The organism is Flavobacterium rarum (SeqCode) (assembly GCF_965234445.1).
In the GTDB taxonomy this organism is placed as follows: Bacteria; Bacteroidota; Bacteroidia; order Flavobacteriales; family Flavobacteriaceae; genus Flavobacterium; species Flavobacterium rarum.
The window spans coordinates 133,550-159,503 of the sequence record NZ_OZ248490.1 but is presented as its reverse complement, the minus strand read 5'-3'; the positions used below and the strand labels follow the sequence as shown (position 1 = coordinate 159,503).

Annotated in this window: 20 protein-coding genes and 1 pseudogene; 5 read left to right on the top strand and 16 right to left on the bottom strand. The window is 34.1% G+C overall.

From position 1 onward, the window contains the following. Positions 1-1,589: 1,589 nt before the first annotated feature. Positions 1,590-1,895 (bottom strand): hypothetical protein, encoded by a 306-nt coding sequence (locus tag AC8GF4_RS08845; RefSeq protein WP_506593972.1) that lies wholly within the window; start codon positions 1,893-1,895, stop codon positions 1,590-1,592. Positions 1,896-2,673: 778 nt separating this feature from the next. Between AC8GF4_RS08845 and AC8GF4_RS08840 the strand changes: the two genes are divergently transcribed. After that, entirely contained in the window at positions 2,674-4,911 is a 2,238-nt protein-coding gene (locus AC8GF4_RS08840; RefSeq protein ID WP_506593970.1) for a TonB-dependent receptor family protein, read from the top strand. Positions 4,912-5,271: 360 nt separating this feature from the next. Here the strand turns inward: AC8GF4_RS08840 and AC8GF4_RS08835 are convergent, their stop codons facing one another. The 4 genes from AC8GF4_RS08835 to AC8GF4_RS08820 form a co-directional block, all read right to left on the bottom strand. Further along, on the bottom strand, positions 5,272-6,129 hold the full coding sequence (locus AC8GF4_RS08835; protein ID WP_506593968.1) for an HAEPLYID family protein: 858 nt from the start codon (positions 6,127-6,129) through the stop codon (positions 5,272-5,274). A 955-nt stretch (positions 6,130-7,084) separates the two neighbouring features. Next, on the bottom strand, positions 7,085-7,498 hold the full coding sequence (locus AC8GF4_RS08830; protein ID WP_506593967.1) for a hypothetical protein: 414 nt from the start codon (positions 7,496-7,498) through the stop codon (positions 7,085-7,087). Further along, positions 7,495-7,848 carry a hypothetical protein gene (locus tag AC8GF4_RS08825; protein ID WP_506593966.1) on the bottom strand — a complete coding sequence of 118 codons (354 nt, stop codon included), beginning with the start codon at positions 7,846-7,848 and terminating at the stop codon, positions 7,495-7,497. Before AC8GF4_RS08825 ends, AC8GF4_RS08830 begins: the two co-directional genes overlap by 4 nt. Before the next feature lie 19 nt (positions 7,849-7,867). After that, positions 7,868-8,152, bottom strand: coding sequence for a YtxH domain-containing protein (locus AC8GF4_RS08820; protein ID WP_506593965.1), 285 nt, complete (start codon positions 8,150-8,152; stop codon positions 7,868-7,870). A 463-nt stretch (positions 8,153-8,615) separates the two neighbouring features. On the opposite strand from AC8GF4_RS08820, the gene AC8GF4_RS08815 reads away from it, so the two are divergent. Further along, entirely contained in the window at positions 8,616-10,052 is a 1,437-nt protein-coding gene (locus tag AC8GF4_RS08815) for a hypothetical protein (protein ID WP_506593963.1), read from the top strand. A gap of 233 nt (positions 10,053-10,285) precedes the next feature. Here the strand turns inward: AC8GF4_RS08815 and AC8GF4_RS08810 are convergent, their stop codons facing one another. The 4 genes and pseudogenes from AC8GF4_RS08810 to clpB all read right to left on the bottom strand — a co-directional run bounded on the left by AC8GF4_RS08810 (position 10,286) and on the right by clpB (position 16,070). After that, positions 10,286-10,933, bottom strand: coding sequence for an HAD family hydrolase (locus AC8GF4_RS08810; RefSeq protein WP_506593962.1), 648 nt, complete (start codon positions 10,931-10,933; stop codon positions 10,286-10,288). A 521-nt stretch (positions 10,934-11,454) separates the two neighbouring features. Continuing rightward, positions 11,455-12,519, bottom strand: coding sequence for a hypothetical protein (locus tag AC8GF4_RS08805; protein ID WP_506593961.1), 1,065 nt, complete (start codon positions 12,517-12,519; stop codon positions 11,455-11,457). A gap of 282 nt (positions 12,520-12,801) precedes the next feature. Further along, a pseudogene (locus AC8GF4_RS08800) lies at positions 12,802-13,020 on the bottom strand (transposase); the annotation flags it as partial. Between the two features lie 446 nt (positions 13,021-13,466). Next, complete coding sequence (gene clpB / locus AC8GF4_RS08795) at positions 13,467-16,070, bottom strand: ATP-dependent chaperone ClpB (protein WP_506593960.1); 2,604 nt, start codon at positions 16,068-16,070, stop codon at positions 13,467-13,469. 152 nt (positions 16,071-16,222) lie between these two features. Between clpB and ytxJ the strand changes: the two genes are divergently transcribed. Continuing rightward, entirely contained in the window at positions 16,223-16,612 is a 390-nt protein-coding gene (ytxJ, locus tag AC8GF4_RS08790; RefSeq protein WP_506593959.1) for a bacillithiol system redox-active protein YtxJ, read from the top strand. Positions 16,613-16,737: 125 nt separating this feature from the next. On the opposite strand, the gene AC8GF4_RS08785 is transcribed toward ytxJ, so the two are convergent. The 3 genes from AC8GF4_RS08785 to AC8GF4_RS08775 all read right to left on the bottom strand — a co-directional run bounded on the left by AC8GF4_RS08785 (position 16,738) and on the right by AC8GF4_RS08775 (position 19,689). Further along, positions 16,738-17,925 carry a hypothetical protein gene (locus AC8GF4_RS08785; protein ID WP_506593958.1) on the bottom strand — a complete coding sequence of 396 codons (1,188 nt, stop codon included), beginning with the start codon at positions 17,923-17,925 and terminating at the stop codon, positions 16,738-16,740. After that, entirely contained in the window at positions 17,909-18,907 is a 999-nt protein-coding gene (locus AC8GF4_RS08780; RefSeq protein ID WP_506593957.1) for a DUF2157 domain-containing protein, read from the bottom strand. The genes AC8GF4_RS08785 and AC8GF4_RS08780 overlap by 17 nt, the downstream gene beginning before the upstream one ends. Before the next feature lie 203 nt (positions 18,908-19,110). Further along, positions 19,111-19,689, bottom strand: a complete 579-nt coding sequence (locus tag AC8GF4_RS08775; protein ID WP_506593956.1) for a hypothetical protein — start codon at positions 19,687-19,689, stop codon at positions 19,111-19,113. A gap of 553 nt (positions 19,690-20,242) precedes the next feature. On the opposite strand from AC8GF4_RS08775, the gene AC8GF4_RS08770 reads away from it, so the two are divergent. Continuing rightward, positions 20,243-20,503, top strand: a complete 261-nt coding sequence (locus AC8GF4_RS08770) for a hypothetical protein (RefSeq protein ID WP_506593955.1) — start codon at positions 20,243-20,245, stop codon at positions 20,501-20,503. A 96-nt stretch (positions 20,504-20,599) separates the two neighbouring features. After that, the gene (locus AC8GF4_RS08765; protein WP_506593954.1) at positions 20,600-21,280 is read left to right on the top strand and encodes a hypothetical protein; all 681 of its coding nucleotides are present in this window, start codon (positions 20,600-20,602) and stop codon (positions 21,278-21,280) included. A 68-nt stretch (positions 21,281-21,348) separates the two neighbouring features. Here the strand turns inward: AC8GF4_RS08765 and argH are convergent, their stop codons facing one another. The 4 genes from argH to AC8GF4_RS08745 all read right to left on the bottom strand — a co-directional run bounded on the left by argH (position 21,349) and on the right by AC8GF4_RS08745 (position 25,814). Beyond that, on the bottom strand, positions 21,349-22,629 hold the full coding sequence (argH, locus tag AC8GF4_RS08760; RefSeq protein WP_506593952.1) for an argininosuccinate lyase: 1,281 nt from the start codon (positions 22,627-22,629) through the stop codon (positions 21,349-21,351). A 210-nt stretch (positions 22,630-22,839) separates the two neighbouring features. Next, positions 22,840-23,910, bottom strand: coding sequence for a M20 family metallo-hydrolase (locus tag AC8GF4_RS08755; RefSeq protein ID WP_506593950.1), 1,071 nt, complete (start codon positions 23,908-23,910; stop codon positions 22,840-22,842). A gap of 92 nt (positions 23,911-24,002) precedes the next feature. Then, complete coding sequence (gene argB, locus AC8GF4_RS08750) at positions 24,003-24,779, bottom strand: acetylglutamate kinase (RefSeq protein ID WP_506593949.1); 777 nt, start codon at positions 24,777-24,779, stop codon at positions 24,003-24,005. A 75-nt stretch (positions 24,780-24,854) separates the two neighbouring features. Further along, positions 24,855-25,814 carry an N-acetylornithine carbamoyltransferase gene (locus AC8GF4_RS08745; protein WP_506593948.1) on the bottom strand — a complete coding sequence of 320 codons (960 nt, stop codon included), beginning with the start codon at positions 25,812-25,814 and terminating at the stop codon, positions 24,855-24,857. Positions 25,815-25,954 lie beyond the last annotated feature (140 nt).

The window sequence follows — 25,954 nt, the reverse complement described above, 5'->3', positions numbered from 1 at the left end:
TTTTCATTTGTAACAGAAAAGTTTGCAGATATAATTAATACTGGCCCAAATAATACGATAAAAAAAACGTTACTTATATAATTTTAGGAAAGAAATAAACATTCAGAATCCTTTCAGTTTTAGTTCCTTTAGAACTTATACAAACGATTATTTTTGTTTAAACGAAAATACGATAATTCTACTAAAGTTGCAAAAGGATTTCGTGTTGTCTTGAAATAGGATCTATTTGAATTACCGTTTGACAAATTTCGGCGAATTTACAAAACGAGGACCAAAAAAGCACAAACTATTGTTTGTGTTTTTGATTTGTTCAGATAAAATATTGAGTTTTACCCTCAACTGTGTGGGTAGCACCAATGAATAAAAAAAATAACCATATAAGAGAGGTATGAAAATATAAGTTTTTATTTTTTTACCCAGCTTTTATGGACTTATTTCACTTAATTGGTTAAAAAAAGGTTGTTTATTATTGGAGATAGCCATTTGAAATTGCAATCCCCATTCATTTCCTATCGTGTGGACATGTCAGAAAAATTGAACACAGACCCCGATAGCTCAATGTCATTAAGTTTAGCTTTGTTTTTTCTCGCCAAGACGCAAAGGCGCCAAGTTAAGAGTCGATTTCTTGGTGTCTTCGCGTCTTTGCGAGAGTTGTATTTTGAAAAAGCGTAGTGAGAAACCCTTAATTTAATGACATTGCCCGATAGTTATCCTATTGTGTGGACACAAATATTAGCTCTTTTTTTACGTATTCTTAATAAATCAATTTTATTAAGATCCAGTTTTATCAGCAATTCTAACATAGCCTGCGGTTTTAAACGTGGGTAACGTATCGATAAACATTTTTTTTAGACATTGAATCCTCCGTAATATTGTCTCCAACGGTTGAAACCGTTGGCTATGGTATAATCAAATCGTTGTCAAGAGGAATTACTATAATAAACTGCTTTATTCAACACCCAAATTTTGGAGTTGTGTCCACACGATAGGATAGCTATCGGGGCAGATTGGACGGATTTATAAAAAAAAAATTAGTTAATCCATATCTGACCTTAAAGATTATGTTTATTTCATAATCAAACTTTTAATTTATAACCAATGAATCAGTGCTAATCCATGTAATCCGTGTAATCTGTGTCCCATTATGAAGTAGAATTTATTTGTGTCCACACGATAGCATTCAATTCGGGGTAGAACCAAATATTGAACTACTTTAAGTTTTAGCACAGCATACACATTAGATTTCGTACCAAGCTGAATTATTCAATTTTAGCAAGGGTTCACGTCCCAAATCTTAAGGGATGTTTTCTAGAAATAAAAAATACTAAAAGAATATCCATGAGAAATAAACACCGATAAATAATTCTTTTGTATTTTGAATTTAAAAATAATAGAACCAAGTAAACTCTATTTTTGAACTCCAATTTAAAACATATAACCGCCAAAAAAATCTTGGTTTTAAAAAAGACATCGAAGCCTATATTTGATAAATTAAAAAAAGTCAAATGGAATAGATTTACTGTACTCCTTAAAAAATATCTTTTGTAAAGTAATTTAGTAAAGGTAGATTACTAATGCAGAATCTGGGTTTAATTGTGGATTTGTATCAATTGATTTTCTTGTGATAAAAAGACAGTAGGCTTCACTGCTCGGGTATCAATAATCCACTTTAGGTATTCATATATAAATTTCCCAAAATTAAAAACCGCATCGTATTGAAATGCAAAAAAAACAATTAAAAAGTCTAATGATAGAAATTTTTTAATTTTCAATATCAATTTTATAAAATTAATGGTTAAATCATAAAGTGAGGCAAAAAAAGCAATAATCAAATCATAAAGAGAGGCAAAAAAGTCGATCAAGAACTCCATAGGAGCTGTTTTTTTCTTTTTCAAATTATAGATATTTATTAAATTTTGAAGATTAGGATATATTTTTTTTGTTTTACATATTAAAATCATGGTTATTTCATAAGAGTAATTTATTCGTATTGGTTAATGACAAGCGTTATATTGAGCCATTTAAAAACAAAAAATCTCCCTTTACAGTATGATTTTACTTTTAAGGTAGTCAACAAAGTTAGTTAAAATGTATTAAAATATCGATAAAATACATTTAAAGTTTATTATAATAAGAAAAAAATGATTTATTTATTTTCAATTATAATTTATTACCCTATAGTTTCAACAGTCATTTCAGTAAAAAGTACCGGATTGTTTGTTTAAACCATACTAACTTCTCATTTTATGGAATAGCTTTTGTTTTTAAATACCTTACTTCATATTACAAAATCTTGATTGCGCCGATTTGCAATACATGCCCATTTCAATTAGCATCCTCTTTTTTTTTTACTTTATATATATACTGTTTGATTAAGAATTGTAAACCCTTATGATCTATCGTAAAGTCTTATCTGCCTGATCGGTTTAAAATTATTTACATACTATTTAACGGCATCAAAAAACTACTTTTTTTGATGGTAAAAGTTTCAAATGGGAAGCTTTTTGAATCACATATTTGAATAAACTTTTTTGTTTATTCTGTAGTTTAGGTCGTCTTTGAGTAGCAAAAATTAGAATTATAGCGTTTAAACAATCGTTAATTGATATTTTTAATTTGTCTAAATAAACATGGCGTTCTATATTTGTAAAGTAGAATTAATCTAAATAAAAAATGAAATTATTCTTTTTTGCATTTGTTTTAGTGGTCAGTAATATTGCTTACGGACAATCAAACGCCAACGATATTGTTTTAAACGACAGTGTGAAAAAATTATATCCCGTTACAGTATATTATAAGAAACTTCCAGTTGACCGTTTGAAAGAGGAACAAGGGAATAGTTTATTCTCAGGAAAAAAAAATGAAGTGATTTCATTGCTAAACACTAATGGAAACGTAGTAACCAATAATGCCAGAGAGATTTTTGCAAAAGTACCTGGCGTCTCCATATGGGAGAATGAAGGTTCTGGTATTCAAATCAATGTTGGGGTCCGAGGATTAAGCCCGAATAGAAGTTGGGAATTGAATACCCGTCAGAATGGTTACGATATTTCATCGGATGTTTTTGGGTATCCAGAGGCGTATTACAATCCTCCTTTAGAAGCAGTTGCCAATATTCAATTGGTACGAGGAGGTGCTTCATTGCAATTTGGTTCTCAATTTGGAGGAATGCTAAACTATGAGCTAAAACGTGAAACACAAAAAGCATTTACTTTCGAAACACAAAATACAGTAGGAAGCTACGGTTTGTTTAGCTCTTATAATGCTATTGGTGGTACTACAAAAAAAATAGACTATTATATCTATAATGATTCTCGTAATGGAGATGGTTGGAGAGAAAATGGGCGCTATAATGTACGCAATACTCACGCTTATTTTGCCTACAAGTTCAACGAAAAAACAAAACTTTCTGCTGAGTATACCAACAAGGATTATGACATGCAACAAGCTGGAGGTTTGACCGATGTACAATTTCAAACGAATCCACAACAATCTCTTCGCAATCGTAACTGGTTTGGTACACCTTGGAATGTAGCAGCATTGATCTTTGACACCCAATTCAGTGATCGCTTGTCTTTTAATGCTAAACTTTTTGGATTGATAGGTGAACGGAACTCGGTGGGTTTTCTTGCAGCTCCAAATGTAATAGATGTTGTCAATGCAACAACTGACGCCTATGCCAATCGACAAGTAGACCGTGATTTTTATAAAAATATTGGTTTAGAAACTCGAAGTATTTTTAAATACAGTTTAGGTAATGAAGTACAAAAATTGGCATTTGGTATTCGCCTATACCAAGCCAATATGAACCGTCAACAACAAGGAAAAGGGACAACTGGTTCCGATTTTGATTTGAGTGTAGAAGGACGCTATAACAGAGATTTAAATTTTACTACAGATAATTTTGCAGCTTTTGCCGAGAATCAGTTCAAAATTACCCCAAGATTAAGTGTAGCACCAGGTATGCGTTTCGAATCAATTCGCTCTACGAGTCAAGGAAGAATTAATATAACAAATGGCACTGATGTTTTAGCAAATCCACAAGACATTACTCGTAATTTGGCTTTGTTTGGTTTGGGAGTGGAATACAAATGGGAAAGAACCAATTTGTACGGTAATTTTTCCCAAGCTTTTCGTCCCGTTTTATTCTCGGATTTGACTCCATCTGCAACTACGGATGTCATTGACCCTAATTTGAAAGACGGTAGCGGATATAATTTAGATTTAGGGTACCGAGGTTCATTGTTTGGTTTTGTCAATTTTGATGTGTCTTATTTTTATTTATTGTATAAAAATAGAGTGGGAGGTATTCGTCAATTTATCAATGATGATCCTACACAAGGCACCTTTTTGTATAGAACCAACTTAGGAGAAACTATTCATAAAGGGTTTGAAGGATTTGTGAATGTTAATGTATCCAAAGCGTTTGAGGTAAATGATGAAATTGGTGATATTAGTTTGTTTGCTACAATGGCTTTTATTGATGCTACTTACACAGATTTTAGACAAACACAAATATCAGGAACAACCCCAAACATTGTAATTACTCAAAGTAATTTAGCAGGCAAGCAAGTAGAAAATGCACCGCGATATATTCACAATTTTGGTATTAGCTGGGATTTCAAAAATGTGTCTGCCACTTTACAAAATCGAATGACTAGTAAAATTTATACGGATGCCAACAACACCGAAAATCCTACTGCAAATGGTATTACTGGTGCATTAGCAGGCTTTAGGGTATACGATTTCTCGATGAAGTATCAATTTTTAAGAAATTACAATTTCAAGGCGGGTATTAATAATTTAACCAACACTTCTTATGCTACTCGTCGTGCCGGTGGCTATCCTGGACCTGGCATTTTGCCTAATGAAGGGCGTACTTTTTATGTGAGTATCGGAGCTAAATTTTAAACAAAGATCACTTTTAGATTTTAATTATGTAAAAATGAGTGGATAGAAGCAATTGCATTTTATGCATATAAGTGGTTGTAAACGTTTTTTTATTTGAACGTTTTTTGGGTAAAAGAAACGAAATAATAATGCATTTTGGATTTCGAAGAATATGCTTGACAAATAAGTTCCTTCATTTTTAGAAAAAATCGTCAACGGGGTATCGAATAATTAGTTGCAAAGCTCCATAAAAATTTTCTAGGGCTACAACTTGTATTATAGCTTCAATAATATTGCCAGGCGTAAAGACGGAAAATTCATGTAGATGGTTTTTCAAGAATATTGAAATAAACTCAAATTTGTTTGAATCCATAGCGGTTATTAATGAACCCCATTAGGTTCGTAAATTAGGCGAAAGAAGGTACTAAATCTTTCATTTTCTTTGCTTATGGGGATGCCAGTAACAATTCCTATCAATAAATTATCAATTATTCCTACGCGCATTTGTGGTCTAATAACCATGTCGAATGTACCGTCGTGTATTTCTTTATTAAATTCTACTCCAATAAAGTTACTGGTTCCAGGGATCATATAGTGAAAGCTACTATTGATCTGCCATATAGTTTCGATTTCGTTATTCTTAAAGTGATGTTCAATTACGGGACCAGTGTATAGTAAAGTATGAAAATTGTTTCCCCATCTTTTTGCGGCAACAAAAAAAGGATTGTAAATATTACCAATTATTACTTTTGATTCGCCATAATCTGAAAAACTGGGTAATTCAAATTCGTTTAAGTATGCAATTGCCAATGTGGTTTTGTTTTTCTCGGATACATAAAAAGAGTATTGTGTTGCCAGTTTTAAACCATCTATTGCGTTTTCAGGAATTGTTGCGCCACTATTGTTCGGGGAATAAAAAGTAAAAGGAACCTCAATTTCTAGACCTAAACGATCAATTACAGCCCATTCGTATTCCACAAAACCGTTATATGAGTCAAATGAATAGTTGTCTTTTAATTCAAAACCAATGTTCCATTCTTTTTCCCCTTTTCGAGCTCCTAAATCTCTAATTAAATCAATATAGAGTGGTTCAGCATGAAGAACTTTGTCAGGTTGTAATTTATTTTCTACTGCTTCAATGTATAGGCTGTCTTTCTCTTCCTTGTTACTATTTTTATTTTGACTAAAAATAGGAGTAGAGCACAAAATCGATATTAAATAAATAAAAAACTTTTTCATTGGAGTGAATTTATTTTATATGTATTAATGTTATGTCTTTCAGGATTTTATGATTTATTTAAAGAATCTCTGTCTTTTTGAGTTCAGTAAAACATAAAATTATTTTTTTTGGCTAGGGTCTAAAAAACAGATTGACTCTCAAATTATTTTGCCGCTGATTTTAAGGTTAAAAAAAAATATGTGCTAATCTGTGACTTAAAAAACACAATCATATATAAAACTAAAGCCAATTTTTTCAATATTTTTATGTGCTTTTCTATAGCGTTATTATAATAAATAAAGTTAGCTTTTATTGGTCCCAAAAATAGTTAAAACTATGCACTTTAGTGCATTTTGCTTTCAGCTTTTAAAAATGTTTTTTGCCACAGATTACACAAATTTTCACAGATTATAATTTGTGAAAATTTGTGTAATTTGTGGTTGAAATTAAGTTTTCCAACCTTTCAGACTTTCAGTCTGACACCAAAATCTATGGACTTTCAGTCCATAGTGGTTTAGTTTTTTAAAAAAAAACAAAAGCTAACTTTAAAAATGGATCGTATTTTTTTAATAATTACTATTTTTTCAATAGTTTTTTATAAAGGTAAATAGCAGTAAAATAACACCTCTCGATCACTAGAATCCACTATTTATAAGATAGTTATCGTAATTGATGAAAGGTATTTTTAACCAATGAACCAAAATTTTTTATTGGTCCCAAAAATAGTTAAAACTATGCACTTTAGTGCATTTTGCTTTCAGCTTCTAAAAATGTTTTTTGCCACAGATTACACAAATTTTCACAGATTATAATTTGTGAAAATTTGTGTAATTTGTGGTTGAAATTAAGTTTTCCAACCTTTCAGACTTTCAGTCTGACACCAAAATCTATGGACTTTCAGTCCATAGTGGTTTAGTTATAGCTTGAGAGACAATATACAACCAAGGCAAATCAAAGTTCACTCTTTTAAGGATTTCAATTATTATTTGGATTTTCAAAGCGTTTTTGGCTTTTCTGTTTGTTAAAAAAATGTTTAAGAAGATTGCTGCCAATTGTTTTAATCGTATCGGAATGTTTTGAAACCAAGTTTGCTATGGCAAATTGAACTACCGTTCCAATTACTCTCTTCACAGGACTTTGAGAACCGTCTACCAAAAGTTTTTTGGAAAGAAATCCAGTTCCCAACCCAATGACATTATTCGCCAGATCATTTTTTATTTCTGGCGAAGCAGTTACTTCGTGCAATACACTTTTGATGAGGTTGATAGGTTTTACACTTTCATACGCAATATGAAATTGCTCTTTGAGGAGTTCCAATTCAGTACTATATTTTAATTCCTGAAGAATTATCAATTCATTTAAGGAATCCGTTTCGTTTTTAGATCTCATATTATTTTCTCTTTTAGCATTTGTTTTATAATAGAATTGCTAATAGGATATTTTAGCCATTGCTCCCGAAAAAGATGAAGTACAATTGCAAGAAACGCATAGAAAGAACCAACAATGAAAAAACCATAAAAGGCATCGCCAATTAGTTTACCTAACCATAATGCAACTCCAATACTGCCAATTAAAACTGAGAATACAACGGTCATAATCACCGCAAGTCGCGAAACAAGAGACGAAGCAACATCGGCCGATTTGTCTATGGCATTTAGCCTAAACAACTTTAAGGAAGTTTTGCTGTACTCTTCTGCACGTTCAAAAAGATTTGCTATGGGCGTTGCATCTTCAGTCATAACTATATTTTATTTTGTATTAATACTTTGATGCGGTATGATTGACATCATTTTTTATTTCATCAAACTCAGCTTTTCCATTCTCGGCCAATTCTTGTGCAAAATCTTTTGCGCTTTGAAGTTTTCCCGAAATAGAATCTGCAAACTCGTTGTATTTTGATTTTAAATCATCGGCATAATCATTTCCCTTGTCCATGATTTGTTTTCTGGTAACCGAACCTTTTTCTGGAGCAAAAAGGATTCCTAAAATGCCGCCAATAGCAAGACCTGCTACTGTTCCTAATACTACTTTACCTGTACTCATAATTGTTTTTTTAAATTGTTTTTTACTATTTTTTGTTTGAATAGAATTAAAATTTTTAACTGCATTGTCCCAAAAGCACCCATATAATGACAAAAACTAAAATTGTGCCAAAGCATCCTCCTCCTAGTTTACTTGCGCCATAGCCTGAAATTAATCCTTTAAATATATTGTTCATAGCCTTTTGGTATAAGTGGTTTGTACTTAATTTGAATTGATTTGCGGGAGCAGTTTCAACTATGTAAAGGTGAGTCTCTTATTTGAAGATTGTTTTGTAATACTTTTATAAAAAGTTGCAGGATTCACAGATTGTAAATAAGTTCTGTAAGTTTACTTATACACATTTTTAGAGACTTTATACCTAAATAGGGATGCCTTGAAGCATTTTTTAAAATTCTACTTGTTAATTGCTTAGTTTCATATTGACAAAAAAATATAACCTCAAATTTTTAAAAAGCAAAATCACATGAATACAACAAAAAAGTTATTGGTATTAAGTGCACTGGTCTTTTTAGGCGCCTGCAAAAATGATCCAAAGATAAAGGGAGAAAATGCGGACTATTCTAGCGCTACTGTTTCCGAGTGTTTAGCCCCAGCTAGTTGGTTTGTAACGTTAAACAATACCCGAAAAACGCCTGCACCAAATGAAGGACCTACAAGTGTATTTGCAAACAATGCAACTGTAAGTAATTGTGATTTTCATCAATGGTCTTGGCAAAAGTTTCTTTGGCTAACCAATGAAGTCAATGGCAGACCACAGTTTATGGATATTCTAATGCAGGTGAGTTCGTCTGGACAAAAATTAGATCAAAACAAAGGAATTATTTTGATAGATACTGCTCAGGCTAGTGCTTCTATAGATATTTTAAAAACGCCCAACTATCCGTCGGGTATTCCTCCATCCACTACAGTCTATTACTCTATATTCATGGACAAATTACTTTATGGGGCAATGTTAAAATATGGACCAATAGCAAAAAAAGACCCTTCCAAAGTAAAGGATATAACCTTTCCCGTGGGTTCATTAGAACTTAAAACCTCTTGGATAAATGCTAGCGTTCTTAAGGATACTACTTCCTATTTTGTTACTGAAGGGTTAATCAATGGCGTAAAAACCAGAGTGGCACTTTTGGGAATGCATGTAGTTGGAGTCGTTGAGAATCATCCTGAATTTGTATGGGCTACTTTTGAGCATCAAAATCTTGCACCTGCCTATGATTGGGCTAAGGCTACTCCAACAACTGACGCACCTGTGACTAGCACCGTTGATTATCCTTTTTTCAATAAAAGTACAACTGCAACGGTTAAAAACATAACTTCAAAAAATGGTATCTATACAGACGTTTTCTCCGTTTACAAATACGGTGTTCCTGTTGAAAAAGCAATGAAAGGATCTTTTAACGTTCAGCTTTTTATGGAGACAAGCCAAAATGGTTCGGAGAACTTGAATAATATTCGCACAATCAACGAAAGTGTCAAGAAACAACTGAAAGGGGTTTGGAATAATTATTTCTACAATGGCTCGATATGGATTAATACCGAAGGATATGTAGGTACCCCATCACAAGCAGCTTTGTTGGATTCATTAAGCTATTCGCTGTCCAATTCAGAGCCCAAAAAATTGACCAGAGGTTCCGTTGCGGCATACAATATTACTATGGAAACCTATGTTCAGGTTGGGTTTGGTACACCGTCTTCTATACATGGGAATACAGTGAGCAATCTTGTGAATTGCTTCTCTTGTCATAATACTTCTTCTGAAGGTAGTGTTTCACCACTTTTTATTAGCCACGTTTTTACAGGATATGTGCAAAGTCTAAATGGTTTGAGCAGAAAAGAAATCAAACAAAGACATGTTGATGAAATCAAGAATCAATATCTATTGCGTCTAAAAAATAAATAGCCAAATAACAAGTAACTATGCTTTTTTAGAGCATGGTTCAAATTTCAAAAGATAAAAACCACAAGCTACTGTTTGTGGTTTTTTTGTGTATTAATTCTAATGATTTGTTACGTTTCTTCAAGTCTGAAAGGGTTTTTATAGTAGACTTCTTTTAAGTGTCCAATGTTATCTCGATAGATTCTGAAAATTATCAAAATCGAAGACTGCAATGCTACAAAAAGTTTATTAGCCAATTATAAAATCTCAATTAAATCCAAAGGATGGTTTACTACTTGTTTTGCACCATTTTCTATCAATTCTTCTTTTGGTCGATAACCCCATGATACACCCACTGCAAACATATTGGCATTGGTGGCCGTTTGCATATCAATACCAGAATCACCTACAAAAATTATTTCTTCTGGTTTTAGCCCCATGCTTTTGCTTATTGCCAAAGCTTCGGATGGATTGGGTTTTTTGAGTGATTCAATGGTTAAGCCCACTGCAGAATCAAAATAGTTAGGAAACAAAGCAGCCGTAATTTTCTTGGTAAGTTCGTCTGATTTATTAGAGAATACACTTAGTTTTATGTTCTGCAAAAGTAAATAGTCCAATAATTCGATAATTCCTTTATACGATGTTGTTTTGCGAGTACAGGTATCACGGTATTCTTCAATCATTAAACGGTAACAGTTCTCAATACTTTTTTCATCATTATGCGTTTCGGGTAATGATTTACTCACCAAATTTCGTAAACCACTACCAATGAAATATTGATAAGCATCATAATTGTGAGTAGGGTAGTTGAGGTCTTGAAGCACGCTATTCATAGCATCTGCAATGTCTTCCAATGAATTTACCAATGTTCCGTCTAAGTCAAAAATAACTCCTTTAAACTTCATTTTTTGTTTTTTAAGTAATTGAAAGTAGAGACGCTTCGATTGTTGTTTGGGGAATTTTTCAAAGGTAAGTATATTGAATCTCTTCTTAGAATGCAAAGCAGGTTTAATCCCATTTTGTTTTATATAGTTTCAATTACATGCTCTAGAGATCTTCTGGATTTTGGAGTTACTTCGATTCGGTTAAAATCATCCACGCTGTGCAGAGTCTATAGACTTTGCACCTTTTTTAAACTGTCCTTGAAAAGGATAAACTTCATAAAAGTCTCCTGACTTTTCCTGTAAATATCTTATAAATTCAACACGGTTGCTTATAAATCGAAACACACTCACTCTAAAAAAAAGTAAAAAACCACAAATAACAGCTATGATACTTGTGGTTTTTTTGTGTCTTTTGAAAATCATATAGTTCTAAAAACATTTACGGAAAAAGTCGGGAGACTTTTGACATAATTCGGTTTTCAAGAAGATTAAAAAAACGCAAAGTCATGTCCCGAAAGATTTCGGAATTGCGCAGCGGGGGGTTATTTTCTTTTGAAGGTATAGGTGAATGTAAAAGTCTCACCATTTTCAATATAGGTGTCTACTATTACAAGTTTACTATTAATTACACTTACAGTAACTGCATCTATAATTAATTCTCCATTTGGGTAAATTTCATTATACTGTGGTTCTAAAATATCTAAATAGCTGAAACTTACTAAAGTTAGTTTTTTAGAGTCTTCATTATAAGCCCATTGTCCATTGTGAATAGATTCATATTTGTTTGAATCTTTTTCGAAAACTGCAGAACAGCTATTATTAGAAGCATCATAATCTAAGTTTTTATATTCAGATCGATCATTAAATTCAAAGCTTCCAGTTTCCGTTAATTTTAGACTTAAATATTCATTGACAACTTGTTCATAAGGGACTTTAATATTTGTGCCATTCGCACAATAAATAGTGTTTGTTTCATTGTAATCTGAAGTTTCTAAAACCCATTCTCCAACTAATTCAGCATTACCTCCCCAAGATTCAACTTCAATACAAACTGTAACTGGTTGACTGATATTGTTTGCACTGTCATAAATACAAAGTACTCCACAAAATTTACCTGCGGGTATTAAATCAGTAAAATCAACATTTATTAGGTATGATTTTTTCTCTATAACCGTTTTATTGGATGTTAAAGGTTTTTTTACGTTCGATTTTTTACTTTGTTTTAAACTAGCCAATGGAATGTCAAAATAGCTTGTCGAAAAATTACCATTAGCATCCTTAAATTGTAAATAAGCACCAGCGATGTTTGTTTCGGTTGAAGTAAACGATAAGTTAAAACCTGATTTTTGTAAACCTTCAATAGTATTTGAACTAACATTTAGATTTATATTGCTGTTGGGTTGTGGTGGTGTTGCAGTCTTTTTTGTTGCACCTTCTATAGAAATTCCAGAGTTCAAATTTTCTAGAGTAACGAACTTATTTTCTAGTTCATTTTGTTGATTAGCTAGTTCTGTATTTAAAGAATTGTCAGAAGTGTCATCTTTACTACAGGAAAAGGTTAGAAATGCGATGAATGTCAGAATAGACGTAAATTTTACAATTTTCATAAAAACATTATTTTTTTAGTGATTAATACAAATCAAATATATCTTATTTAATGTAATAATAACGCTATTTTTTATGTTATTTTATACAAAAAAAGCATCTAAAAATAGTTCTTTAAAACACAAAAAAAATCTGATAGCGCATTCTATGATAAAAAACAAGTGAAAATCTAAAAATTAACAGGCAAATTTATATGTGTTTATGTATGGAATTTGTCTGTTAATTACAGAAAATACACGAGCAATAATTTACATTTTACATTGTTTAAAACTAGCATAGTATTCTTATCTTCTCCTTATTTTTCGTTCATAATACTCTTTGAGCTGTGGATCATGTTTCACTGCCACTAAAGCACACATTTGTAATATTGATTTCATCTTTTTATCTGCCAAATCATTCACTTTGGTTCGTCCTTTAATACTCGAACCCGAACTATATTCAAAAGGGGCGGTTCCAGCATAACAAGCAAATTTTCTAGCATTATCAAAAGCCGTAAATGCTCCTCTTTCGACTAGTGCTTTCTTCTGCCTTTGTCAAAGTTTTGAACTTTGACAAAGGTCTGAGCGGTTTTTTTTATTTCTGCAACAACTCGGTTTAATGCTAAAAACGATTTCGAAATTTAAAACATCCAATAAAATGTTATTTTCAAGATGTACTTTGCCAGATGAATTCTAAAAAAATTCAAGTTAAAAGTCGGGAGACTTTTGACCAGTTTTCTGTTTTCAAGAACATTAAAAAAAAACGCAAAGTCAGAGACATTTGCGTAGCTTCTTGACGCTAATATTTCTTGGAGCGGGGGATAAAAAAGATTGGAATGACAGCGGGAGTGAATTTGATGAAAAACCAAATACTTCTGCTCCTAAAACAAAAAAACACCAGCCTTTCGACCAGTGTTTTTTATGAGCTTTGCCAAAGTTCAAAACTTTGGCAAAGCTTTAATTAAGCTATATTAATGCACCAACTCACTTTGATTCCTGAAAACGAGTTCGCCATCAAAAGCATCGAGTAGGATGATGCTATCGGGATGCACTTTGCCAGCGAGGATTTCTTTGGAGAGCTGGTTGAGAACCTCCCTTTGTATTACTCGTTTTACGGGTCTTGCACCAAATTGTGGGTCATAGCCTTTCTCAGAAAGATGGGCGATGGCCTCGGGTGTAGCGTCCATGGTGATGCCTTGTTGGGCAAGCATTTTGGTGACGCTATTCAATTGCAATCCTACAATTCTTGTAATATTGGCAGTGGTCAATGGCGTGAACATCACGATCTCGTCGATACGGTTGATGAACTCGGGGCGCACGGTTTGTTTTAATAATCCGAGTACTTCGACTTTGGCAAGTTCGGTGGCGGCTTCAACACTTCCTTTCAGGTTTTCAAACTTATCCTGTATGATTTGGCTTCCCATGTTGGAAGTCATAATGATAATCGTGTTCTTGAAATCGGCCAAACGTCCTTTGTTGTCAGTTAGACGGCCTTCGTCAAGCACTTGCAACAAGATGTTGAAGGTGTCTGGATGGGCTTTTTCGATTTCGTCCAACAGAATCACGGAATATGGTTTTCTACGCACGGCTTCGGTCAATTGTCCGCCCTCGTCATAGCCCACGTATCCCGGAGGCGCACCGACCAATCGGCTCACGCTGTGGCGTTCTTGGTACTCGCTCATGTCAATTCGGGTCATGGCGTTTTCATCGTCAAAAAGGTATTCGGCCAAGGCTTTGGCCAACTCGGTTTTTCCGACTCCTGTTGTTCCTAGGAAAAGGAAAGTTCCCACTGGTTTTTTCATATCCTGCAATCCAGCACGACTACGGCGCACGGCGTCACTCACGGCTTCGATGGCTTCTTCTTGACCTACTACACGTTTGTGTAATTCTTCTTCCAGATGCAATAGTTTTTCGCGTTCGCCTTGCAGCATTTTCATGACCGGAATTCCAGTCCATTTGGCTACTACTTCGGCAATGTCTTCGCGGGTTACTTCTTCTTTGATCAACGAAGTTCCCGATTGGTTTTCCTGTAATTGTTTGGTAAAAACGGCCAATCGTTCTTGGACTTCTTTGATTTTTCCGTAACGAATTTCGGCCACTTTACCATAATCGCCTTCACGCTCGGCACGTTCGGCTTCGTATTTGAAGTCTTCGATTTCGGTTTTTACGTTTTGAATGTTATCGACCACATCTTTTTCGGATTTCCATTTGGCGTAAATTTCGTTTCGGTCTTCTTTGAGGTTGGCCAAATCCATTCCCAATACTTTGAGTTTGCTTTCGTCTTTCTCGCGTTTGATAGCTTCAATTTCGATTTCCAACTGCATTATTTTTCGATCCAAAACATCCAATTCCTCTGGTTTGGAGTTGATTTCCATTCGCAGTTTCGAAGCAGCTTCGTCTATTAAATCGATGGCCTTGTCCGGAAGAAAACGATTGGTGATGTAGCGCTGCGAAAGCGTTACGGCAGCAATAATCGCGTCATCCTTGATTTGCACTTTATGGTGTGTTTCGTATTTTTCCTTGATTCCTCTAAGAATCGAAATGGCACTTTCGGTATCGGGTTCTTCGATGATGATTTTTTGGAAACGGCGTTCAAGCGCTTTGTCTTTTTCGAAATATTTTTGGTATTCATCCAAAGTCGTAGCACCAATGGCTCTCAATTCGCCACGAGCCAAAGCCGGTTTGAGGATATTGGCGGCATCCATAGCGCCTTCGCCACCGCCTGCACCTACAAGTGTGTGAATTTCGTCAATGAACAATACGATATCTCCTTCGGCTGCAATGACTTCTTTAACAACGGATTTCAAACGTTCCTCAAATTCCCCTTTGTATTTGGCACCTGCAATCAAGGCTCCCATATCGAGGGAGAATACGATTTTGTCTTTCAAATTGTCGGGTAAGTCGCCATCTACAATACGGTGTGCAAGACCTTCGGCAATGGCGGTTTTCCCCACACCGGGTTCACCCACCAGCATCGGGTTGTTTTTGGTTCTTCGGGTCAGGATTTGTAATACACGACGGATTTCTTCGTCACGACCAATTACAGGGTCTAGTTTTCCGTTTTTGGCGAGTTCGTTGAGGTTTTTGGCGTATTTGTTCAAAGAATTGTAGTTCTCTTCGGCCGAAGCAGAAGTAACTCGTTCGCCTTTACGCAATTCTTCGATAGCGGCTTTCAGTCCTTTTCCGGTTACGCCTTGGTCTTTTAGGATTTGGGCTACTTTACTTTTGGAATCGAAAATGGCCAGTATCAAATGTTCGACAGAAACGTATTCGTCGTTCATTTTTTTGGCAATAATTTCCGCTTCGTTCAATGCAGAATTCGCCGTTCTGGAAAGCTGAATTTCGCCTCCCGAAACTTTTGGAAAACTCTGAATGGTACTGTCCAAAATCTGGAGAAACAAAGGCACATTGACGTTGAGTTTTTTCAAAATAAACGGAGCCACATTCTCATCTACTTCAAAAATAGCTTTAAAAATGTGTTCGTTCTCGATTTGCTGTTGACCCAAACTCTGAACCAGTTGCTGTGAAAGCTGTATAGCCTCCTGCGATTTAATGGTAAATTTATTAATGTTCATGATTAAAGGTTTTATGTTTTTTTATTTGTTTAATAACTAACTTTGCAAATTAAATATCAAATTACATTCCACTATAAATTTACGGACAATTTGACGTTTAAACGATGATTTTCATCATATTATAAAGACAAAAAGACATAAAATACGACAAAATGAGTATATTTAATTCCCTATTTGGTAGTTCAGAAGAAAAGAAAGAAACAACAAGTAAAATAAATTGGATTCCGTTAACGAACTTAGATCAACTGAATGAGATCGTTGCTTTATCGAATGAAAAACCAGTAGTAATCTTTAAACACAGCACTCGTTGCAGCATAAGCAGATTTGCGCTAAAACAATTTGAAAATGAATTTGATTCGGCTGATGCGACGGATACGTATTTTTTAGATTTAATTGAGCACCGAGATGTTTGCAATGAAATTGCGAACCGTTTTAAAGTAGTGCATCAATCCCCGCAATTATTGTTAATCAAAGAAGGGAAATCAGTTTATGATGTTTCCCATAGTGATATTGATGCAAAGGATTTGGCGGATAGGTTGTAAGGAGTATTAATTGGCCACAGATTACACAGATTCACAAAGATTTCAAGCATAATTAAAAAAATCTGTGCTAATCCGTTCAATCCGTATAATCTGTGGCCAATTTTTTTGTTTTATTGAGATAGGCCCTAAAACTCCCCACTCGAGCCACCACCACTAAATCCACCACCTCCAAATTCCATTGGTGATTCCTCGACTTTTGCTTCGGGTTTCAATCCAAATTGAGAAGCAACCACAAGCGCTTGAACATTAGCAAAGGCATTTGGGTTGGTAAATCGGTCGACTTTAAAAGTAAGACCCGTTTCGTTGTGTTTTGTTCTTTTTATAGCAAAATAGGTAAAAGCAAATACAATAAGTCCTCCAATAGTCAAAGCCACTTCGGGAGGCAAAACATGATGATACATTCTGAAAGTGAAAAAGGCAAAACAAAGTGCCAGAAAACCAATCCAAAGCATCATTCGGTCTTTGTTTTTCAAAGAGAAAACCAAGTAAACCACAGGGATTGAAATCGTAAATGCCCAAAAGAATATCGCAAAAGGAATTTCGGGACTCTGACCGTCATAGAAATAATTTTCTGATAGGCTGAAATTTAATTCTCTCACCACATAATAATTTCCTGCTAGATAGAATAGAATTAGACAAAAACCTTTGGCTAGTTTCAGTCCGTTGTAGTAATAAGGAACAGTTAAATTTTGTACTGTTTTTTTAGAAATAAAGTAGCAACCGCCAGAAAACAGCAACATCACAAAAGGCAAAATGGTTTTTCCGATTGTTAAATACTCGAATGTCATATACGCTAGACTTCCAGTTATTCCAAAACACGCGAGTAGGGCCAAAGAAAGATTAAGGTAACGTAAATAAGCAATACTCGAAGCGATTGCCATTACTAAAATAACAGCGAGATAGTTGGTATTATAATTTTGTTCAAAGGTGAGTCCAACAGCGGTCAATAGAGTCGCAATACCGCCTAAAATAAAAGCATCGTCTAAGCCAAAACCAAAATAATTCATTCCTGAAGACATAAACTCTTTAGTTCCAAAACCGATTATGGCAAAGAGATAGATGAAAAATAAGTACGCATTGTCTATTACACTCAATCCAAATAACGATATAAAACCACAAATCGAAGAATATAACATGCAACCCAGAATAAAGAAACCAATTCGGATAAAGAGGTTGTTTTGACTTTTTAACCTCGCTAATTGATTACCCAAAACTTTGTATTGTTCGGTACTAATAAAACCCGATTCTTTCAATCGATTTGCTTCTTCGTCCAGGTAAACGTTGTCTAAAAGTGTTTTATCGTATGCTATCATCGGTGGTATTTTTGTTAAAATGTTTAATTAATTTTATAAATCCAATTATGGAGCCAATAAAATAAAAAGGGGTAGTAAAAATGAATACAGAAAATAGGTCTTCGAAATGGATGGATTCTAAAATCTTCACAAATAGGATGTTCATTCCAATATATCCGTATAAAACTGTGAAAATAAAAAGTGAAATAGACCTGATTTGGAAACTTAAGTTATAAAAGTAATACGCTGCAATTCCTAAAACTAATCCAAAAGCCAACCAATAATCCTGAAATAAATTTACAATACAAGCAATGCTAATCAGATGCTGTGAAAAAGTGAGATAAACCAGATTGAAGTGTTTTTTTAGATTGATTTTGTTAGCATAGAAAGCCCAAAGCAATAAAGTCAAACCAAAGGCCAGACCAACATAGCTCAAGTAGGTATTATGAATCATCTCGTTTTCAAAAACATGCTTTGGGTCAACCGAAAGTCCCAAATAAGCTGCCATTCCAGTGATTCCGATTGATAAAACGCTTTTACTATCAAAATAATAGGCGCAAAAAAGACTGATAACCGTTGGCACCAAAGTAGCCAATCCGTAATGAGTTCCAAAAGCTTGGTATTGAAATTGTAAATAACCCACAAACGTGCAACTCAATATAACGGCCGTAAGCACTAAATAATCATATAGCGGATTAGGGAATGGCACCTTATCTTTACTGAAACCGGAATAATTTTTAAAACAAAAGTAAAAACAGATCAACGTTACCAAAAGCAATAATCCTAGTATTGCGGTATGCCCAATCGTGTCTATGTTTTGATATATTAAAATCCCAATTCCAGATGTAAACATTAGCATGGAAAGGTATAATAAGAACTTCAATTCGTTATGAACCGAAAATAAGTCCAAACCTCGATATGTACGAATGGCATCAAATTGTTCTCTGGAAATTTGATTTTTGTCAAAAAGTGATTGAGTAGCTTGTTCTTCGAGATTCACCATACTATTTATTTAAGATATTCTTCAAATATATACAAATTTTAGTACTAATTTATAAGTAAAAGAAGAGTGATTTTGAATTGGAATAACTTTGAATTTTTACCACCTTGAATTTTCATTAGTAAAAAGATGAAATTGAAAAGCAAAAAAAAACCGATTTTTCAATTAAGAGAAACCGGTTTTAAAAATTGAATTAGTAAGCAATTTTATTTTTGTATTTTAATATCTACTACAATTCTAGGGTCGTAACCCACTCGGTGAACAGATTTGATATAGATCACCCCTTTTTTGCCAGCAGCATTTTTGAATAATACCACATTTGGCATAGAACTATCAGGGAAAGAATCATCATCATCGGCATCAATTTTATATCCATCTAAATCAGAACCTTTTTCAATTTTTTTAAATTGATCTACATTTATTATGCCTATTGGAGCATTAAGAAAAATTGTTTTAGAAGCATTCTTAATACCATAATCTGCATCATTTGGACTCAAAAAATAACTCAAAGTATAAGATGCACTAAAAAAAGCAATATCTATTTTAGGTAATGTTGTTGCATCAATTTTACTAGTTTTAAAAGATTTTCCTAATTCGGTTGAGAAATACTGTCCAGCATCATAACTCTCTGAGCGGTCTAGAGAAAAAGTAACATCGTTAAAAGTTTTTAGGGTTGTATTATCTGTTGCGCTTGTTTCATTTTTTGTTTCGTCATCACTTGAACAACTGTTAAAGAAAAGAGCGCTGATACATACTAAAAATGCAATTGTGTAGGTTAATTTCATTGGGGTTAGTTTTTTAAATTTTTTGTGAAAATATAAAATATTATGCATGCATACTATTTTTTTAATGTTAAAAAAATGAGTTTATATGTTATTTTTTATTAATGTTTTAGGGCAGAATAGGTTACAATAGAACCAATAATTAAAGATGTTCTCAAAAAGTTAGAAACTAATTGGGGATATTTTGTTTAATCGATTATTAATTAACAAAAGACCTATATTTTAACCTCAATTATATTTTTATAAAAATTGGTATATGATTTTTACTATCAATACAATTAATTGATTTTTAGGTAAAAAGTGTTTTCTTCATTTTTCAATTAAAAAAATTAATAAAAATTAAGGAAATATTTGATGATTTTATAGTCGTTTGTTAAGAATGTTATTCTAAAATTTATATATTCGTGATATATATGTTGTCAAAGGGTAATTATAAGTGAATTTTTTTCATTTTTGAATTAGACTATTTTTAAATACAGAATTACTTTATTTTGAAATGAAGTAAAAAAATTAATTTGAATGGCTTGAAATGTTTAAAATTAATAATTATATAAAAATGAATCGAATCAATGTTTTTTTTCTAGCAATTATTTTCTTTTCACTTGTAAGTTGTGAAAAGCAAAATCTTTGTGATGATGGCTATAAACCACATGAAAATAATGGCCAAACTATATGTATTCCTGATTATGTTGGAATAAATCCTCAAAATTCTAAATATGGGAATATGTATTATCATGAGAAATATGGAATAATTGTATTTTCAAATGGAATATGGAAGAATGAAAACAATCAAATAATTGAAAACCTGGATAACTAATTTGAATTGATTTATTGAAATTAAATTATTTTTAGTTCATGTCTTTTGTACTTCATAAAATATACAGAAATTTCAAAACATAAAAGAATAAAATAAATGAAAATAAGTAAAAGGCTAATAGCCGGAATAGTGGGTGTTCAATTGTTTTTATGTTCCTGTGAAGCAGTTCGTATTAGTGAAACTGCTAATTATCAAGATTCAAAATTTGCTTTTGGCCCTGATAAAACTGCGGTACTTGTTGGTAATGACAACATATTGCTAAGTGAATTTACCAAAACTTTTAATAAAAATTATAATCAAAAGGTAAATTTTGTGAGGCAGTATGCTTATTTATATATGCGTAAATTGAAAGAAGAAAAAATATTTGGTGAAATAAAATATGATCAATCTTTGGAATTTGTTTCAAATGATCCTTTGACATTTACTCAAGAACAACAAAAAAAGGTAGATTCATTATTTACGAATTCTAAAGCGGATTATCTAATACGAATTTATGACCATGAAATTACAAACCGTATACAAGGAAGTCCTGGTATGCCTATGGCTATGTCAAATGGAGGTATGGGTATGTCTGGAGGTACTCAAAGCGAAAGTTGTATTATAAAATCTCATTTTCAGATATATGATATAAAATCAAGAAAAAAAGTTTTGGATTTTGTATCCAATGGAAATGGAAGTGTGGTGTTTTTTGCTTTTGAACAAGCTTTTACAGATGCTATGAATAGTTCAATCATAAATTCTACGATATATCTAAAAACTGGAAAATTGAAATTTTAAAAATTAAAAAAACATAAAAAAACCTCATTTAAGATCGATTTAAATGAGGTTTTCTATTTTATATAAGTTTAAAAACTTAATTTCATCTTTTCTTTAATTTCCTCCAAACACAAATTATTGATGCTTCCTTCATGGGTATGTTTGGTCTCTTTTGGAGATTGATACGTTCTGTTTTCCAATTGTTCGGCAACAGCTTTGTAGGCATCTCTAAAAGGCATTCCGGCAACCACCATTTCGTTTAAGGTATCAACAGTAAACAGATAGTTGTATTTTGGGTCATTCAAAATGTTGTCTTTCACCGTAATGTCTTTGATAGAGAATATAGCAATATCCAAACAGGCTTTTAGGTTTTGAATCGCTGGAAACAATCCTTCTTTCAAGAGTTGTAAATCCCTGTGGTAACCGCTTGGAAGATTATTGGTAATCATTGTGATTTCGAAAGGTAAGGCTTGAATCTTGTTGCATTTGCCACGAATCAATTCAAAAACATCTGGATTTTTTTTGTGTGGCATAATGCTGGAACCTGTTGTAAGATGCGATGGCAAACCGATGAAACCAAAATTCTGACTCATATACAAACACACATCCATAGAAAACTTGGAAAGGGTAGAAGCCACACTGCTCATGGCAAAAGCAACTGTTTTTTCCGATTTTCCACGGCTCATTTGTGCGGCAACCGAATTGTATTTTAAGGTTTCGAAACCCAATTCTTGAGTAGTGAATGTTCTGTTGATAGGGAAAGAGCTTCCGTAACCAGCCGCAGAACCTAATGGATTTTGGTCAACGATTTTCAAAGCGGCATTGAGCATCGTGATATCGTCAATCAGACTTTCGGCATAAGCGGAAAACCACATCCCAAAAGAAGATGGCATTGCAATTTGAAGGTGTGTGTAACCTGGCAATAATACATTTTGATGTTTCTCTGCCGATTCCATCAGTATGTCAAAAAGCGTTTTTACCTGCTCTTTCAATTCTTTGACTACATCTTTCAGGTATAAGTTCACATCGACTAAAACTTGATCGTTACGGGAACGTGCGGTGTGGATTTTTTTTCCGGCATCGCCCAGTTTTACGGTCAGTAAATATTCAATTTTAGAATGTACATCTTCAAAACTATCTTCGATTTCGAAATTCCCGTTCGCAATGTCTTTTATGATTTCGTTCAAAGCCAAGACCAAAGATTCGGTTTCGGTATCTGTTAGTAAACCAATTTGTCCTAACATTTTGGCGTGGGCAATAGAACCTAAAGCATCGTATTTGGCCAAAACCAAATCGAGCTCTCTATCGTTTCCTACCGTAAAATGTTCGATTTGTTTGTCGGTTGGTATTCCTTTTTCCCAAAGTTTCATAAGATATTTTTTTATTTCGCAGAGATTCGCAGAGGAAGCTCAAAGATTCACAAAGTTTTTTTTAAAATAAATTTCTTGTTTCCTGAATGCCCTAGCCCCGATATTAGCGGAAATCCTTTTTTGTGCCGTAGCGATAGCGGAGGGATAAAAAAGATTGTAGCGGATAGCGGGAATTAGCTCCTTCCTTCGACTATGCTCAGGATGATTATTTTAGTTTTTAAAAAAGTCTCCCAGTATTTTGATATACAATTGGATGCCTTCTTCTATTTCATTAATGTATATAAATTCGTCTGCCGAGTGTGACCGCAGGGATTCTCCTGGCCCCAATTTCAAGGATTGACAACTCAAAACCGATTGATCCGAAAGGGTAGGCGAGCCATAGGTTGTTCTTCCCAATGCGATTCCGGCTTGCACCAAACCGTGCGAAACGGGAATAGATGAGGCATTCAAGTGCATAGAACGCGGTGTGATTTGAGCGGTTAAATTTTTGTTGATCGTTTCTAAAATCTCGATGTTACTATAACAATCATTGACGCGAATATCAACCACCAAATGGCATTCGGCCGGAACTACATTGTGTTGCTTTCCAGCATTGATTTGGGTAACGGTCATTTTTACAGGCCCCAAAACTTCGGAAATTTTTTCGAATTGATAGCTGTTAAACCATTGAATAACGGACATCGCATTGTAAATTGGGTTGTCAGGATTATTGTGTGCGGCGTGACTAGCGGTTCCTTTGACAACAACATCGAGCACCAACAATCCTTTTTCGGCCACTGCCAATTGCATCAAAGTAGGTTCACCCACAATGGCGCAATCTAACTCGGGTAAATGTTTCAAAACGCTATTTAGACCTTGTTTACCGCTGCTTTCTTCTTCGGCGGAAGCCACCATAACAATATTGTGGGATAGGTTTTCTTTGTTATAAAAATAAACGAAAGTCGCCATAAGCGAAACCAGACATCCTCCCGCATCATTACTGCCCAATCCATACAATTTCCCTTCTTTTTCGATGGCTTTGAACGGATCGTTGGTATAGCCCTGATTCGGTTTTACAGTGTCGTGGTGCGAGTTGAGTAATAAAGTAGGTTTGGCTTTGTCAAAATGCCGATTGAAAGCCCAAATGTTATTATTTTCCCTTTCGAAAGGAATGCTATTTTGGCGGAACCAATTTTCGATTAAAAGTGCTGTTTGGTCTTCTTCACTCGAAAAGGAAGGAGTTTCAATCAGCGATTTTAATAAAGCTATGGCTTCTTGTGTGAGGGTTTCTATGTTTTTCATTTTTTTACCGTTAAGGTTTTTTTACCGTAAAGACGGAAAGTCGCAAGGTTATACATTTTTTCTTTGCGACCTCGCGTCTTAGCGGTGAATTATTATAACTCAATATTCGTGCATATTGCCTTCGAGTCTTTTAACATTCGGTGATGACCAATCTTTATTTTCTGAACTCCTTTGGACAAACTATTGAAACAGTTGTCTAATTTAGGAATCATGCCAGAATGTATGGCTTTTTCGGCTTTTAATTTGGTGTATAATTCGTGATTGATTTTTTCGATTACCGAACTGTCATTATCAGAATCATATAAAACACCTGGTTTTTCGAAGCAATACGTTAAAGTAACCTCAAAAACTTCGGATAAGGCGATGGCCAATTCGCTGGCAATCGTATCGGCATTGGTGTTCAATAATTGCCCATTTCCATCGTGAGTAATGGCGCAAAAAACGGGAGTTATTCCGCTTTTTAGTAGTGTTTCTAATAAAGGAGTATTCACTTTTTGTACATCACCCACAAAACCATAATCAATTGTTGGATGGTTTCGTTTGCTCGACAGAATTAAATTACCATCGGCACCCGAAAATCCCATGGAATTGGTGTGATTTGCCTGCAATTGAGCCACTACATTTTTATTGATTTCACCAGCATAAATCATGACGGCCACATCGAGCATTGGTGCATCAGTAATGCGGCGTCCATCAATCATTTGCGGTACCAATCCGATACTTTGAGCCATTTTGGTAGCCGATTTTCCACCACCATGAACAAGCACTTTGTTGTCTTCTATTTTGGAAAAATCAATAAGGAATTGTGACAATTCTGATGGATTGTCGATGATGTTACCACCTATTTTTATAATGGATAATGGAGTCATATTGATTTATGATTGTTGATTTATGATTTTAGATTTGTGATTTACTAAAATGTCTATTATCTATTTGTCTATGTTCTATTTTCTTTTCTCTAATTTTTTCAAAATCTTTTGCAATACCAATTGCGCCGAGTAGGTTCTGTTATTGGCTTGTTCGATGACAATTGAATTTTCGCTGTCAATTACTTCATCTGTTACAATTACATTACGTCTTACAGGCAAACAGTGCATGAATTTGGCATTATTTGTTAACTTCATTTTATCGGACGTGATGGTCCAGTTGGGGTCTGAATTGGTAATTTTACCATAATCGGTATAATTACTCCAGTTTTTGGCATAGATAAAATCGGCGTTTTCAAAAGCTTTGTCTTGGTCGTATTCAATTTTGGAATCTTTGGTAATTTCAGGATTCAATTCGTAGCCTTCCGGATGTGTAATCACAAAATCCATTTCGGTTTGCAATTGCATCATTTCTACAAATGAATTGGGAACGGCCTGAGGTAAAGCTCTAGGGTGCGGTGCCCAAGAAAGTACCACTTTTGGTCTGTGTTTCGTTTTGTATTCTTCCATCGTGATAGCATCGGCAAGGGACTGTAACGGATGACCTGTGGCGCTTTCCATATTCAGAATCGGAACAGTAGCATATTTCAAGAAGCCATTCATTACAGTTTCTGCATTATCTTTTTCTTTATCAACCAAACCAGCAAAAGCCCTAATTGCAATGATATCGGCGTATTGAGAAACGACTTCAGCTGCTTCTTTAATGTGTTCCGAAGCGCCTTGGTTCATAATGGTTCCATCTTCGAATTCCAAAGTCCAGCCTTCGCTGCCGAAGTTCATCACCATCACGTTCATTCCAAGATTTATGGATGCTTTTTGAGTACTCAAACGCGTTCTTAAACTGGAGTTGAAAAACAACATTACTAATGTTTTGTTTTTTCCTAGTTTTTTGTTTTTAAGTGGTTTTTTTTTGATTTTTATCGCTTGCTTTACCCAGTCTTTGAGGGAGTCGATTTCTTTTATTGAGGTGTAGTTCATAATGTAAATAGTTTGTACGCTGATTAAACTGATTCGCTATCGCGAAGACACATAAAAGGCGCGGTTTTTTTCTTATGTTACTTATTATTTGTACGCTGATTAAACTGATTCGCTATCGCGAAGACACAGATGAGGGGCGG

Bases quoted from the DNA above. Each gene is read 5' to 3' on its own strand.
- ytxJ (WP_506593959.1), top strand. From the start codon at position 16,223: ATGAGTATATTTAATTCCCTATTTGGTAGTTCAGAAGAAAAGAAAGAA.
- AC8GF4_RS08785 (WP_506593958.1), bottom strand. From the start codon at position 17,925: ATGATAGCATACGATAAAACACTTTTAGACAACGTTTACCTGGACGAA.
- clpB (WP_506593960.1), bottom strand. From the start codon at position 16,070: ATGAACATTAATAAATTTACCATTAAATCGCAGGAGGCTATACAGCTT.
- AC8GF4_RS08840 (WP_506593970.1), top strand. From the start codon at position 2,674: ATGAAATTATTCTTTTTTGCATTTGTTTTAGTGGTCAGTAATATTGCT.
- AC8GF4_RS08755 (WP_506593950.1), bottom strand. From the start codon at position 23,910: ATGAAAAACATAGAAACCCTCACACAAGAAGCCATAGCTTTATTAAAA.
- AC8GF4_RS08805 (WP_506593961.1), bottom strand. From the start codon at position 12,519: ATGAAAATTGTAAAATTTACGTCTATTCTGACATTCATCGCATTTCTA.
- AC8GF4_RS08765 (WP_506593954.1), top strand. From the start codon at position 20,600: ATGAAAATAAGTAAAAGGCTAATAGCCGGAATAGTGGGTGTTCAATTG.
- argB (WP_506593949.1), bottom strand. From the start codon at position 24,779: ATGACTCCATTATCCATTATAAAAATAGGTGGTAACATCATCGACAAT.
- AC8GF4_RS08745 (WP_506593948.1), bottom strand. From the start codon at position 25,814: ATGAACTACACCTCAATAAAAGAAATCGACTCCCTCAAAGACTGGGTA.
- AC8GF4_RS08770 (WP_506593955.1), top strand. From the start codon at position 20,243: ATGAATCGAATCAATGTTTTTTTTCTAGCAATTATTTTCTTTTCACTT.
- AC8GF4_RS08780 (WP_506593957.1), bottom strand. From the start codon at position 18,907: ATGGTGAATCTCGAAGAACAAGCTACTCAATCACTTTTTGACAAAAAT.
- argH (WP_506593952.1), bottom strand. From the start codon at position 22,629: ATGAAACTTTGGGAAAAAGGAATACCAACCGACAAACAAATCGAACAT.
- AC8GF4_RS08835 (WP_506593968.1), bottom strand. From the start codon at position 6,129: ATGAAAAAGTTTTTTATTTATTTAATATCGATTTTGTGCTCTACTCCT.
- AC8GF4_RS08825 (WP_506593966.1), bottom strand. From the start codon at position 7,848: ATGACTGAAGATGCAACGCCCATAGCAAATCTTTTTGAACGTGCAGAA.
- AC8GF4_RS08810 (WP_506593962.1), bottom strand. From the start codon at position 10,933: ATGAAGTTTAAAGGAGTTATTTTTGACTTAGACGGAACATTGGTAAAT.
- AC8GF4_RS08815 (WP_506593963.1), top strand. From the start codon at position 8,616: ATGAATACAACAAAAAAGTTATTGGTATTAAGTGCACTGGTCTTTTTA.
- AC8GF4_RS08830 (WP_506593967.1), bottom strand. From the start codon at position 7,498: ATGAGATCTAAAAACGAAACGGATTCCTTAAATGAATTGATAATTCTT.
- AC8GF4_RS08775 (WP_506593956.1), bottom strand. From the start codon at position 19,689: ATGAAATTAACCTACACAATTGCATTTTTAGTATGTATCAGCGCTCTT.
- AC8GF4_RS08820 (WP_506593965.1), bottom strand. From the start codon at position 8,152: ATGAGTACAGGTAAAGTAGTATTAGGAACAGTAGCAGGTCTTGCTATT.